Source organism: Microbacterium sp. NPDC089186, assembly GCF_040685115.1.
GTDB lineage: Bacteria > Actinomycetota > Actinomycetes > Actinomycetales > Microbacteriaceae > Microbacterium > Microbacterium galbum.
Genome location: NZ_JBFBHJ010000003.1, coordinates 384,666 through 396,884, shown reverse-complemented (window position 1 = coordinate 396,884; position 12,219 = coordinate 384,666). Strand labels below are relative to the sequence as shown.

Annotated in this window: 14 protein-coding genes and 2 tRNA genes; 10 read left to right on the top strand and 6 right to left on the bottom strand. The window is 71.4% G+C overall.

Annotated features, from left to right (window positions below; all coding sequences use genetic code 11):
- Nucleotides 1-86 precede the first annotated feature (86 nt).
- The 5 genes from AB0N82_RS12120 (at nucleotide 87) to AB0N82_RS12100 (ending at nucleotide 5,146) form a co-directional block, all read left to right on the top strand.
- Nucleotides 87-1,274, top strand: a complete 1,188-nt coding sequence (locus tag AB0N82_RS12120; RefSeq protein WP_363391873.1) for a ferrochelatase — start codon at nucleotides 87-89, stop codon at nucleotides 1,272-1,274.
- Between the two features lie 90 nt (nucleotides 1,275-1,364).
- A complete protein-coding gene (locus tag AB0N82_RS12115) occupies nucleotides 1,365-1,907 on the top strand; it encodes a ribose-5-phosphate isomerase (RefSeq protein ID WP_315995575.1) in 543 nt (180 codons plus the stop codon).
- Complete coding sequence (locus tag AB0N82_RS12110; RefSeq protein ID WP_363391870.1) at nucleotides 1,907-2,896, top strand: DNA-formamidopyrimidine glycosylase family protein; 990 nt, start codon at nucleotides 1,907-1,909, stop codon at nucleotides 2,894-2,896. Before AB0N82_RS12115 ends, AB0N82_RS12110 begins: the two co-directional genes overlap by 1 nt.
- Nucleotides 2,897-3,032: 136 nt before the next feature.
- Nucleotides 3,033-3,656: an FMN-binding negative transcriptional regulator gene (locus AB0N82_RS12105; protein ID WP_363391868.1), complete on the top strand. Its 624-nt coding sequence runs from the start codon at nucleotides 3,033-3,035 to the stop codon at nucleotides 3,654-3,656.
- Nucleotides 3,653-5,146: an amidohydrolase family protein gene (locus tag AB0N82_RS12100; RefSeq protein WP_363391866.1), complete on the top strand. Its 1,494-nt coding sequence runs from the start codon at nucleotides 3,653-3,655 to the stop codon at nucleotides 5,144-5,146. The genes AB0N82_RS12105 and AB0N82_RS12100 overlap by 4 nt, the downstream gene beginning before the upstream one ends.
- A gap of 113 nt (nucleotides 5,147-5,259) precedes the next feature.
- Here AB0N82_RS12100 and AB0N82_RS12095 read toward each other — a convergent pair whose 3' ends face one another.
- The 5 genes from AB0N82_RS12095 to AB0N82_RS12075 form a co-directional block, all read right to left on the bottom strand.
- A complete protein-coding gene (locus AB0N82_RS12095; protein ID WP_076675873.1) occupies nucleotides 5,260-5,745 on the bottom strand; it encodes a DNA starvation/stationary phase protection protein in 486 nt (161 codons plus the stop codon).
- A 110-nt stretch (nucleotides 5,746-5,855) separates the two neighbouring features.
- Nucleotides 5,856-7,055 (bottom strand): signal peptidase I, encoded by a 1,200-nt coding sequence (locus tag AB0N82_RS12090; RefSeq protein ID WP_363391864.1) that lies wholly within the window; start codon nucleotides 7,053-7,055, stop codon nucleotides 5,856-5,858.
- Nucleotides 7,046-7,501, bottom strand: a complete 456-nt coding sequence (locus AB0N82_RS12085; RefSeq protein ID WP_363391862.1) for a hypothetical protein — start codon at nucleotides 7,499-7,501, stop codon at nucleotides 7,046-7,048. The genes AB0N82_RS12090 and AB0N82_RS12085 overlap by 10 nt, the downstream gene beginning before the upstream one ends.
- A 35-nt stretch (nucleotides 7,502-7,536) precedes the next feature.
- Nucleotides 7,537-8,052 (bottom strand): hypothetical protein, encoded by a 516-nt coding sequence (locus AB0N82_RS12080; protein ID WP_363391860.1) that lies wholly within the window; start codon nucleotides 8,050-8,052, stop codon nucleotides 7,537-7,539.
- A gap of 12 nt (nucleotides 8,053-8,064) precedes the next feature.
- Nucleotides 8,065-8,661 carry an alternate-type signal peptide domain-containing protein gene (locus AB0N82_RS12075; protein ID WP_363391858.1) on the bottom strand — a complete coding sequence of 199 codons (597 nt, stop codon included), beginning with the start codon at nucleotides 8,659-8,661 and terminating at the stop codon, nucleotides 8,065-8,067.
- A gap of 148 nt (nucleotides 8,662-8,809) precedes the next feature.
- Between AB0N82_RS12075 and AB0N82_RS12070 the strand changes: the two genes are divergently transcribed.
- The 3 genes from AB0N82_RS12070 (at nucleotide 8,810) to AB0N82_RS12060 (ending at nucleotide 10,213) form a co-directional block, all read left to right on the top strand.
- Complete coding sequence (locus AB0N82_RS12070; protein ID WP_363391856.1) at nucleotides 8,810-9,346, top strand: gamma carbonic anhydrase family protein; 537 nt, start codon at nucleotides 8,810-8,812, stop codon at nucleotides 9,344-9,346.
- A 124-nt stretch (nucleotides 9,347-9,470) separates the two neighbouring features.
- Nucleotides 9,471-9,860: a hypothetical protein gene (locus AB0N82_RS12065; RefSeq protein ID WP_363391854.1), complete on the top strand. Its 390-nt coding sequence runs from the start codon at nucleotides 9,471-9,473 to the stop codon at nucleotides 9,858-9,860.
- Complete coding sequence (locus AB0N82_RS12060) at nucleotides 9,857-10,213, top strand: SdpI family protein (RefSeq protein WP_363391852.1); 357 nt, start codon at nucleotides 9,857-9,859, stop codon at nucleotides 10,211-10,213. The genes AB0N82_RS12065 and AB0N82_RS12060 overlap by 4 nt, the downstream gene beginning before the upstream one ends.
- A 36-nt stretch (nucleotides 10,214-10,249) precedes the next feature.
- Here AB0N82_RS12060 and AB0N82_RS12055 read toward each other — a convergent pair.
- Nucleotides 10,250-10,323, bottom strand: a tRNA-Gly gene (locus AB0N82_RS12055).
- A gap of 190 nt (nucleotides 10,324-10,513) precedes the next feature.
- Here AB0N82_RS12055 and AB0N82_RS12050 point away from each other — a divergent pair.
- Nucleotides 10,514-10,587: transfer RNA gene (locus AB0N82_RS12050), tRNA-Pro, on the top strand.
- 73 nt (nucleotides 10,588-10,660) lie between these two features.
- Nucleotides 10,661-12,172: a trigger factor gene (gene tig / locus AB0N82_RS12045; RefSeq protein ID WP_363391850.1), complete on the top strand. Its 1,512-nt coding sequence runs from the start codon at nucleotides 10,661-10,663 to the stop codon at nucleotides 12,170-12,172.
- Nucleotides 12,173-12,219 lie beyond the last annotated feature (47 nt).

Below are 12,219 nucleotides of genomic sequence, written 5' to 3'. Positions count from 1 at the left end.
CGCCGTCGGCGACGACGACAACCGTAATAGCCTAGTCGCGAGATAACTCGCGTCCAGGCCCATCGGGTGGATGGGAAGATGACTGCGTGAGCACGACCGACACGGACACCAGCCCTGAGACCGTCCTCTACGCGTCGCCCGCCGCGTCATCCGGACCCAAGTGGGTCGAGACGCCCGTGGCGTACGACGGCATCCTCCTCGCCGGCTTCGGCGGACCGGAGGGCCAGGACGACGTCATCCCGTTCCTGCGCAACGTCACGCGCGGGCGCGGCATCCCCGACGAGCGCCTCGAAGAGGTCGCCCATCACTACCGCCACTTCGGCGGAGTGAGCCCGATCAACCAGCACAACCGCGAGCTCAAGGCCGCCCTCGAGGCGGAGATCGCCAAGCGCGGGCTGGGGCTTCCGGTGTACTGGGGCAACCGCAACTGGTCGCCGTACCTCGAAGAGGCCGTGACCGAGGCGGCCGAGGCCGGCGACACCACCCTCCTGGCCATCGCGACCAGCGCGTACAGCTCGTTCTCGAGCTGCCGCCAGTACCGCGAGGACTACGCGCGGGTCCTCGAGGCCACCGGCCTCGGCGAGACCGTGACCATCGACAAGGTGCGCCAGTTCTTCGACCACCCCGGCTTCGTCTCGACCTTCGTCACGGGCGTCTCCGAAGCCGTGTCGGCATTCGTGGCCGAGGGCATCGCCCCGGAGAAGATCCGCGTGCTCTTCTCCACCCACTCCATCCCCACCGCCGATGCCCAGCGCTCCGGCCCGCGCGACGTGGACTTCGGCGAGGGCGGGGCCTACGAGGCCCAGCACAAGGCCGTCGCCGCCTTCGTCATGGCCGAGGTCGCCGCCGCCGTCGCCGACGTCGAGTGGGAGCTCGTCTACCAGTCCCGCTCGGGCCCGCCCACGCAGCCCTGGCTCGAGCCCGACGTCAACGACGTCATCGCCGAGCTCCCCTCGCGCGGGGCGGAGGCCGTGGTGATCGTGCCGCTCGGCTTCGTCAGCGACCACATGGAAGTGCTGTGGGACCTCGACACCGAGGCGATGGAGGCCGCCGAAGAGGCCGGCATCCGCGCCGTGCGCACGCCGACCCCCGGCATCGACCCCGCCTACGTGTCCGGCCTGGTGGATCTGGTCGAGGAGCGACTCAAGGGCACACCGAAGGCCGACCGTCCGCACCTGACCGACCTCGGGCCCTGGTACGACGTCTGCCGCCCCGGATGCTGCGAGAACATCCGCGCCGGCTTCAAGCCCGTCGCGGCGGGTCTGCGCCCCTGACGCCCCCGATGCCGCCCGTCCCTCGCGAGGGGGCGGGCGGCATCGTCATCCCCACCCGCGTCGCCCGCGGCCCTCAATAGGATTGGCCCCATGCGCATCCACATCGGCACCGATCACGCCGGTCTCGAGTTCTCCACCCAGATCCAGCACCACCTCGCCGCCCAGGGACACGAGGTCATCGACCACGGGCCGGTCGAGTACGACCCGCTCGACGACTACCCGGCGTTCTGCATCCGCGCCGCGCAAGCCGTCGTGCGCGACCAGGCGGCGGGCGTCGAGGCCCTTGGTGTGGTCTTCGGCGGCTCGGGCAACGGTGAGCAGATCGCGGCGAACAAGGTGCTGGGCGTGCGCGCCGCGCTCGTGTGGAACATCTCCACCGCCGAGCTCGCCCGCGAGCACAACGACGCTAACGTCATCTCCATCGGCGCGCGCCAGCACACCTTCGACGAGGCCGCGTCGTTCATCGACCGCTTCATCGCGACGCCGTTCTCGGGAGAGGAGCGCCACGCGCGCCGCATCGGCCAGCTCGCCGCGTTCGAGCAGGACGGGGTGCTTCTTCCCGACCCGCGCGCCGGCCGATCGGAGAACACCATGACCGACGCGAGCGATTCGTTCGACCCCGAGGCAGGCTGATGCCCGAAGGGCATTCCGTCCATCGGATCGCTCGGCAGTTCGAGCGCAACATCGTCGGACGCACGGTCTCGGCATCCAGCCCGCAGGGCCGATTCGCCGAGGGTGCCGCTGTGCTCGACGGACGCGAGGCGCTCGAGGCGCGGGCGGTCGCGAAGCAGATGTTCCTCCGCTTCGACGGCGACGTCTGGCTGCGGGTGCACCTGGGCATGTACGGCGCGTGGGACTTCTCGGGCGAGGTCTCGGTCGACGCCACCATCGCGTCGTCCAACGGGCGCATGGGCCAGACGAACCAGCGGGGCACCGTCGTCGACGGAGCGATCATGGATGCCGCGGGCGAGAACTCCCTGAGCTCGATCGGCGCCCCGCGACGTTCCCGCGTGCGGATGTCGGAGCAGACCACCGGCCTCGACGAGGAGACGGAGTGGCCGCCGCCACCCGTGGGAGCGGTGCGTCTGCGTCTTCTCACCGAGACCACGTGCGCCGACCTGCGCGGCCCGACCGCGTGCGCCCTGCAGACGCCCGACGAGGTGCAGGCGACGATCGACAAGCTCGGGCCCGACCCGCTGGTCGACGACCTCGCCGAGGGCGAGGAGCGCTTCACCGCAACGGTGAGGAAGAAGCCCACCCCCATCGGGCTGCTGCTCATGGACCAGTCCGTCGTCAGCGGCATCGGCAACGTCTACCGCGCCGAGCTGCTGTTCCGCGCCCGACAGAACCCGCACACCCCCGGTCGCGAGGTGCCCGAGGAGGTGGTGCGCGATCTGTGGCGCGACTGGTCGCGGCTCCTGCCGATCGGCGTCGAGACCGGCCAGATGATGACGATGGACGATCTCGATCCCGAGGCGTACCGCCGCGCGATGGCGCACCGCGACGACCGGCACTGGGTGTACCACCGCGCGGGGCTCCCGTGCCGGATCTGCGGCACGACGGTGCTGATGGAGGAGGCCGCGGGGCGGAAGCTCTACTGGTGCCCCACCTGCCAGGCGTGAGGGCGTCCCGAGGAGGTCGAGCCCGGTCGAGCCTCCAGGCGTTTCGGGGGTTCCGGTCTCTTCGACGGGCTGAGGGACCTGCGTCGGGCGAGGAGGCCGAGCGCGTCGGAGGCCGGCTCCGTTCTAGGCTGATCCGGTGCGCCAGAATCCGAGCTTCGCGATGACCGACGTCGGTGAGATCCGCCGTCTCATCGACCTCCATCCGTGGGTGACCCTCGTGAGCCAGACCGATGACGGCCTCGTCGCCTCGCACTACGCCGTCATGCTCGACGACACCCGCGACGATCTCACGATCGTGGGGCACGTGGGCAAACCCGACGATGTCATCCTCGGTCTCGGTGATCGCGAGCTGCTCGTGGTCGTCCAGGGCCCGCACGGCTACATCACCCCGCGCTGGTACGGCGACGTCCCCGCCGTGCCGACCTGGAACTTCATCTCGGCGCACCTGTCGGGCATCCCGGAACTGCTGTCGGCGGAGGAGAACCTCCGCGTGCTCGACCGGCTCGTCGACCGCTTCGAGGGTGACGGCGCCGATGCGCGCGGGCTGTACACGCTCCCGAACGACGCCGCCTTCGTCGAGCGCCTCGAGCGCGGCACGGTCGGCTTCCGCCTGACGCCGACGCGCGTGACGGCGAAGCGCAAGCTCAGCCAGAATCGCAGCCCCGAGGTGATCGACACGATCATCGCGGGACTCGGGTCTGACAACCCGGGGCTCGCGGCGGAGATGCAGCGCGCCGCCGACGCACGGGTGCGCCCGTGATCGGGGAGAGCGTCGGCTTCGTCCGCGCCGTGCGCGTGGCCGGCCCCGGGCGCGAGCTGCTGCCCACCGACGAACCGGTCGACCTCGTCCTCGTCGACGGGGTCATCGCCGACATCGCGCCGACCGGCAACCTGCGCCCCGCCGGTGTCGTCGTCGAGGGCGAGGGCGGGTGGCTCCTCCCGGGCCTGTGGGACCACCACGTGCACGTGCTCCAGTGGGCCCTCGCGGCGGATCGCGTCCCGTTGGGCGAGATCTCCTCCGCGCATGAGGCCGCGGCCGTCATGGCGCTCGCGCCCCTCAGTGACGGGCGACGGATCGGTTCCGGCTTCCGCGACGGGTTGTGGGCCGACGCGCCGCGCCTCGACCTGCTGGATGCCGCGACCGGCGACGTCCCGACCTATCTCATCAATGCCGACGTGCACAGCGTCTGGATGAACTCCGCGGCCTTCCGTCGCGAGCGGTTCGCTCCCGTGGCATCCGGGATGCTGGTCGAGGAGGACGCGTTCGAGATCTCCCGTCGCCTGAACGCCGTGGAGGCCGACGTCGCCGACGGCGCCGTCGAGCGCATGGCGCGAGCCGCGGCGGCCCGGGGCCTCGTCGGGCTCGTCGACCTCGACATGACGTGGAACGACGAACCGTGGCAGCGTCGCGCGGCGCGGGGCTTCGACGCCCTGCGGGTGTCGTACGGCACCTACCCTCAGCACCTCGACCGGGCGATCGCCGAGGGCCTGCGGACGGGTGACCGCGTGCGCGGCGGGCGGAACGACCTCGTCCGCGTCGGACCGCTGAAGGCCATCACCGACGGCTCGCTCGGCACGCGAACCGCCGCGTGCGCTCACCCCTATCCCGGCGATCCCGCCAACCGCGGTCTGCTCACCGTCGCCCCCGACGACCTCGTCGAGATGATGACGCGAGCGACCGCCGCCGGTCTCGCGTGCGCGATCCACGCGATCGGCGACGTCGCCAACAGTCACGCGCTCGACGCCTACGCGGTGACGGGTGCGGTCGGGACGATCGAGCACGCGCAGCTCGTGGCCCACGCCGACATCCCGCGTTTCGCCCGCCTCGGCGTGGCGGCCAGCGTGCAGCCCGAGCACGCGCTCGACGACCGCGACATGACGGATGCCATCTGGGCCGGGCAGTCGGCGCAGCCCTACCCCCTGCGGGCCCTTGCTGACAGCGGCGCCAACCTCCGCTTCGGATCCGATGCTCCGGTGGCGCCGCTGGATCCGTGGGCGGCGATGGCCTCCGCGGTGTTCCGCACCCGCGATGGGCGCGAGCCCTGGCAGGCGCATCAGAGGGTGGAGATCGGCACCGCGATCGCGGCATCCACCGCCGGGGGATCCACGACACCGGCCGAGATCGCGCCGGGGGCGGTCGCCGACCTCGTGATCGTCGGCGTCGATCCGCTGACCGCCGATGAGCGCGCGCTGCGGTCGATGCCCGTGCGCACGACACTGGTGGCCGGCCGGGTGACCCACGGCGTCTGACGGCTTCTCCCGCGTCGCGACGGTCCGGCATCTCCGGGACCGCCCGGATGACCGAGGGCGCCCGGGCATGACGAAGGGGGCGGTGCTCACGCACCGCCCCCTTCGTCGACGTCTTACGCGGCGAGGTGCGCGAAGAGGAACCAGCGGTCCTTGTCGAGGCCGCGCTTGATCTCGATCGCGACGTCCTGGCTCGACATGTCGATCTCGTCGAGGCCCTCGATGGCGGCCTCGATGTCGACGAGAACTGCGTCGATGTCGGCGATCACCGCACGGATCACGACGTCGGACTGCGCGAAGCCGGCAGGCACTTCGGTCGCCTTCGCCTTGGCGGCGACGGTGGACAGGCGCGAGTCGATCGGCAGGCCCAGGGCCACGATGCGCTCGGCCGCGAGGTCGGCCCAGTCCTGCGCGTGGGCGACCACGGTGTCGAGCAGCTCGTGCACGCCGATGAAGTTCGAGCCGCGCACGTGCCAGTGCGCCTGCTTGCCGTTGACGACGAGGGCCTCGAGGCCGATCACGACGGGGGAGAGGAACTGGGCCGTGCCGGCGGCCATCGTGGGGTCGACGGTGGTGGCGGCGGGGGTCTGAACGGTGCTCATGTCTGCTCCTTGTCGCAGTGAACGAAGTCTGATGGGTGCAACGCTACTCACGCCCGAGCATTCCGCAAGCAAGATGAGGCTCGGCTAAATCCCCGGTGAGGAGGCAATCCTTACCTTCCCTCCGCTCCTCTCCGACGTCCTGCCGCGGCGCCGGCTATCAGGGCGGCGGTAGCCACGATGACGAGCCCGACCGGAGCCGCGGGCGCACCCGTCCGGGGGAGCTCTGCGGAGGTCGGCCGCCCGGGGAGCACCGCACCCGCGGTCGCCTGGGTCAGCTGCACCACCGGGGTCACCGTGGCCCGTCCCCGGCGGGAGTCGTTCTGCGCCTCCGCGTCGAGACGCAGTGCCATGTCGAGGCGCACCGTGCGCCCCGCCGGAATGATCTCGCTCACCCACGCGCCGCCGGGCGGCACCGGGACCGACGCCACGACCAACCGCAGGGCGTCCGCCAGCGCTCGGCTGGCAGGGTCGCCGTCGTCGGTGGTCTCGAGCCGCAGTCCCGCGCGAGCGGGGTCGGCACTGCCGTTGCGGATCCAGAGAGTGGCGACGCTGCTCGTCCCGGGGACGAGCGGTCCATCCGGTGCGAAGAGGCGGATGGAGCCGTCGGCGACGAAGTGCTCGCCGTCGTCGCTCACGAGGAGCCGCGCTGGAGAGGAGCCGACGGTGTCCGCCCTCGCGGGCGCCGGGACCGCCACCGAGCACGACGCGGCCAGGATCGCCGCGACGACCGCCATCGGGGTGCGCGAGCGGCGTCGAGGACGACGCAGGTCGAGAGCGAACATCACCGCGCCCCACGCGATCACCGCGACGCCGACGACGGCGATCGCCGCCCCGCGCTCCTGGCCGCCGAAGACGGCCGAAGGGTAGCCGAGCAGCGGGAGCGCGAGCACGACCGTGCCGCGGAGCTGTTCGCGTTGCACGGGAGGGTCGTCGAGGTCGTTCGCGTCACCACGGGTGATGAGAAGTCGGTCCCCGCTCGTGCTCGAGGTCGTCCCCACGACGCGATGCGTCACCACGGCCGGCTCGCCCGACCGGATCTGGTAGGTCACGACATCGCCCACGCGTACGGCGTCGAACGGCGTCGGGCGCACCGCGATGAGGCTCCCCGGCGGCATCCCGGGATTCATGCTGCCGGTGAGCACCGTGTAGGTCTGCGCGCCGAGGACGGTGGGCACGACGACGGTCAGGAGGGCGAACGCCGAGACGGCGATCAGGAGGATCGTCGACAGGATGCCGCGCGCCCGCGCCATGCGTCCGGGGGAGGGCGGGGCGGAACGGCGATCGCGCCGGAGGCCGACGTTCACGGACACGTCGCACCCCCGAGGACGAAACCGAGGCCGTTCCCGGGGACGACGGTCTGCGCAGCGCTGGGCGACGACCGCCAGAGGCCGTTGATCGACACGGCGGCGACGGTGGGATTGCCGGTCAGCAGGGTCACCACGCCGCCGAGCAGTCCGCCCTGCACGGTGACAGAGAACGTCTCTCCGGTCACGGTGGCATCCTGCACGCGCGCGAGCTCGGGGGGCTGACCCGTCCGCACGTTGGTGGCGATCACGGAGTACTCCTTCGCCCCCGTCACCCGCGCCCAGGTGAGGCGCGCGGCGGCGAGCCCGTTGGCGGTCGTCGGCGCGCACGACAGCAGCGTCGGCGCACCGAGTGCGCCCGCATTCAGGGCGGGCAGCGGGACGGGCGCGCTCACCTGCCACGCGGCGGATGCCGGGCTGGCGCCCGCCAGGGCCAGGATCAGCGCGGTCACCGCGACCGTGGCCCGCGCGTGTCGACGCCGCGTCGTCACTGCACGACCTGGTCGGCGGTGACGACGACGGTCGGCGTGAGCGCCGTGCCCTGGAGGGAGGCGGGGGCATCCGCCGCGAGGGTGGCGCGCACGCACAGGTCGACCGACTGTCCCGGGCTGAAGCCGCCGGCCGGTGCGTAGGACGTACCCGAGGCGATGACCGTCGCGCTTCCGCACGAGCCGAGGTAGACCCGCGTCGTGACGTACGCCGGTGCGGTGACGGTGGGCGTCAGACGCCAGCGCAGCGTCGTTCCGCCGGCGCCGGTCTCGGTGACTCGCAGCAGGGGGGTGTCGCTGGAGCGGTCGGGGTACAGCGGCGTCCACGTCGACCAGTCCCCGATCCACTGGGTGGCGAGGTCGAACGACCCGGATGCCACGGGTCCCGCCGTCAGCGATGCCTGAGCGCGCCAGGAAGCCTGGGCGGCAGCGGTGCCGGTACCGAGCACCAGGGCCGCCGCGAGCACCGCCGCTGCGCGCAGTCGTCCGCGGGGGGACGCATCACGCGTCGACATCGAGGCACCGGGTCAGCTGGACGCCTGCGTGAGCGTGAAGGCGATGTCGTTGAGGTTGACGCTCTGGGCGGCTCCGGCACGGCCCGTCGTCCCGGGCTTGAAGGTGATGGTGAGGGTCGCCGTGGCGGCGCCGCTGTTGGCCGAGGTGAGGCGGTAGGTGTTCGTGCCGGTCGCCGTGCCGTAGCTGCTCACCGTGAGGACCACGTCGAGGTTGCTGCCCAGGGCTCCCGACGTGAACGTCGACCCCACCTCGGCCTTGAGGTCCGCGGCGATGGTGGTGCCCACCAGCGTCACGTCCAAGGGCTGGGTCAGGGTGAGGACGTCTCCGGGGACGATCTTGACGGTGGTCAGGTTGCTCACCGATTGCGCCGAGCCCAGCACGCCCTTCAGGCTCCACGTGCCCGTGCCGAGCGAGAGGTTGAGATCACCCGCGCTGACGGGGCCAGCGGTGAGCGCGGTCTGGGTCGACCAGTAGGCATACGTCCCACCGCCTGCCGACAGCAGGGCGGCACCGACGGCGATTGCGAGGATGGCGGTGGTGCGCCGGTGCCGTCGGACGGGTCGGTCGGTGGGGGTGGGGGCGGGGGCGGGTGCTGTCGACGATGACATGACGACTCCAAGAGCGGCTGCGACTGAGGTGGCTCCGAACCTACGAGGGCTCCGGCCGGCTGCCACTACCGGTTCTGGGTCGCCGGGTACCGTTCCGCTCGTCCCTCGGTAGTCGTCAGTAGTGCCCCGCGACGGCTAGCCTCGGCCCATGACGATCGCCCCCGATGCCTCCGTCCTGACCCTCGACGGCGCGACGCCCTCCCTGCACGGCAGTGCGTTCGTGGCATCCGGGGCCCGTGTCGTGGGTGCGGTGACCCTCTCCGAGGGGGCGAGCGTCTGGTACAACGCCGTCCTTCGCGCCGACAGCGCCCCGATCGTGATCGGGCCCCGCAGCAACCTGCAGGACAACGTCTCCGTGCACGTCGATTCCGGCCACGGGGTCGTCATCGGCGCCGACGTATCGGTCGGCCACAACGCGGTCGTGCACGGATGCAGGATCGACGACGGATCGCTCATCGGCATGGGCAGCGTGGTGCTCTCGGGTGCGCACATCGGCGCGGAATCGCTCGTGGCCGGGGGCGCGGTGGTGCTCGAGGGGACGATCGTGCCGCCGGGGTCGCTGGTGGCGGGTGTTCCGGCGAAGGTGCGCCGCGAGCTCACGGCGGCGGAGCGCGAGGGGATCGTCCGCAATGCGGAGACCTACCTCAGGCACACGGCGCGCCACGCCCACGCGCAACACGTCTGATCCATCACGCGGGACCGTCGGTGCTCGGGACGCGGTGCGCAGTGAGCGCGGCCCGCTGTTTCGCTCGCCGTCCGCCACCCGCGATGGGTGGGCGTCGCGAGCGAGGCGTGCATAGGGTGGGGCGATGACCATCACCACTCTTGAGCCCGGTGAGGTCTTCGTCTTCGGGTCGAACGCGGCCGGCGCGCACGGCGGGGGAGCGGCCCGGTTCGCCCTCGATCGTTTCGGGGCCGTGTGGGGACAGGGCGAGGGGCTGCAGGGTCGGTCCTACGCGATCGACACGATGTCGGGGCCGACCGTCTTCGAGGAGCAGGCGCGCCGATTCGTCGCGTTCGCCGCCGAGCACCCGGAACTGCGCTTCCTCCTCACCGAGGTGGGCTGCGGGATCGCCGGATACCGCCCCGAGCAGGTGGCGCCGTTCTTCACGGGGGCCGGTCGCAACGTCGAACTGCCCGCGTCGTTCCGCCGCGTCCTGGCCCGCCGTGCCCCCGGTGCCGAGGGAGAGGTCCCGTGATCATCGCCCTCAGCACCGCCGTCCCTCTGCTGATCGCCGGGGCGCTCATCGCGTGGCTGGCCTACCGGTCCTCCCGCGGCACGCTGACCCGCAACCTCTGGATGGGCATCCGCACGACCTCCACGATGCGCAGCGACGAGGCGTGGCGGGTCGGACACACCGCGGCCGTCGTGCCGATGGCCGTGTCCGGGGCCGGTCTCATCGCTGCGGGAGCCGCGGCGGTCGTCGCGGGCGAGGACGCGGCTGTGTGGACCGCGATGGCCGGCTGCGCGTGGGCAGTCGTGTGGCTTCTCGTCGCCGCGGTCGTGGCCGGGCGCGCGGTGGAACGGATGGATGCCGATACCGGGCGCTGATCGCAAGGAGCCGTGATCGTCGCAACGACGGGGGAGTGGAGGGGCTGACGAGAATCGAACTCGCATCATCTGTTTGGAAGACAGAGGCTTTACCACTAAGCTACAGCCCCGAATTCCGCCGCTCATGACGAGCCGCGGAGTCGGACTCGTCTACTGTACGACACGGCGCAGGCGGTCGCGAACGCACCCGGTCGACTCGGATGCCGATTTCGCCCCGCACCGCGAGAAAACCGGCGGTCCCAGGTCGATCGACTAGACTTTCCGAGGTCGTTTCGTCGAACGCGTTCGCGCGCGTCGCCCCGGGGCGTAGCTCAGCTTGGTAGAGCGCCCGCTTTGGGAGCGGGAGGCCGCAGGTTCAAATCCTGTCGCCCCGACGCAACGGCCCCACAGACCACAGGCCCACACGGCCCCCGCGTGCGCGCGGGCCACACGAGGAGAACACACCGCATGGTCAACAGCACCGTCGAGCAGCTCAGCCCCACCCGGGTCAAGCTCCACATCACGGTCTCGCCCGACGAGCTCAAGCCGAGCATCGCCCACGCCTACGAGCACATCGCCCGCGACGTGCAGATCCCCGGCTTCCGCAAGGGCAAGGTCCCCGCGCCGATCATCGACCAGCGCATGGGCCGCGGCGCCGTCATCGAGCACGCCGTCAACGAGGGTCTCGACGGTTTCTACCGTCAGGCCGTCGAGGCGCAGGACCTCCGCGTCATCGGCCGCCCGAGCGCCGAGATCGTCGAGCTCCCCGAGCTGAAGGACTTCTCCGGCGACCTCGTCGTCGATGTCGAGGTCGACGTGCGCCCCGAGTTCGAGCTGCCCGCGTACGACACCATCACGGTGACCGTCGACGCGGCATCCGCCGACGAGGCCGGCATCGACGCCGAGCTCGACCGCCTGCGCGCCCGCTTCGGCACGCTCGTCACCGTCGACCGTCCGGCCACCAGCGGCGACTTCGTCGAGCTCGACCTCGTCGCCACGATCGACGGCAACGAGATCGACCGCGCCGAGGGCGTGTCGTACGAGATCGGCTCCGGCGAGCTGCTCGAGGGCATCGACGAGGCGATCGAGTCGCTCACCGCCGACGAGCAGACCACCTTCCGCTCGAAGCTCGTCGGTGGCGAGCACGCCGGCGAAGAGGCCGAGGTCGCCGTCACCATCAAGGCCGTCAAGGAGCGCGAGCTCCCCGACGCCGACGACGACTTCGCCCAGATGGCGTCCGAGTTCGACACCATCGCCGAGCTCCGCGAGTCGCTCAGTGAGCGCGTGTCGCAGCAGGCCGTGTTCACGCAGGGTTCGGCCGCGCGCGACAAGTTCATCGACGCCCTCCTCGAGGCCGTCGAGATCCCCGTGCCCCCGCAGCTCATCGAGGACGAGGTGCACAACCACCTCGAGGGCGAGAACCGCCTCGAAGACGACGAGCACCGCGCCGAGGTCACCGAGGCGAGCGAGAAGCAGTTCCGCACGCAGATGGTGCTCGACAAGATCGCCGAGGACGCCAACGTCCAGGTGTCGCAGGACGAGCTGACGCAGTACCTCATCCAGTCGGCTGCGCAGTACAACATGGCGCCGCAGGACTTCGTCAACGCGCTGCAGCAGGGCAACCAGCTCCCCGCGCTCGTCGGCGAGGTGGCCCGCAACAAGGCCCTCGCGATCGCGCTCGGCAAGGTCACCGTCGTCGACACCGACGGCAAGCCCGTCGACCTGACCGGTTTCGTCGCCGTCGAGGGCGAAGAGCCCGTCGAGGGTGACGACGTCGCGGACGAGGCGCCGGCCGAGGAGGCCGCCGCTGAGGAGGCCCCCGCGAAGGCTCCGGCCAAGAAGCGCGCCCCCGCGAAGAAGAAGGCCGACGCTGACGCGGCTCCCGCCGAGGAGGCCGCCGCTGAGGAGGCCCCCGCGAAGGCTCCCGCCAAGAAGCGCGCCCCGGCCAAGAAGAAGGCCGACGCCGCCGACGGCGAGTAAGTCATGACGGAGGGGGTGGATGCCACGGCATCCGCCCCCTTCTTCGT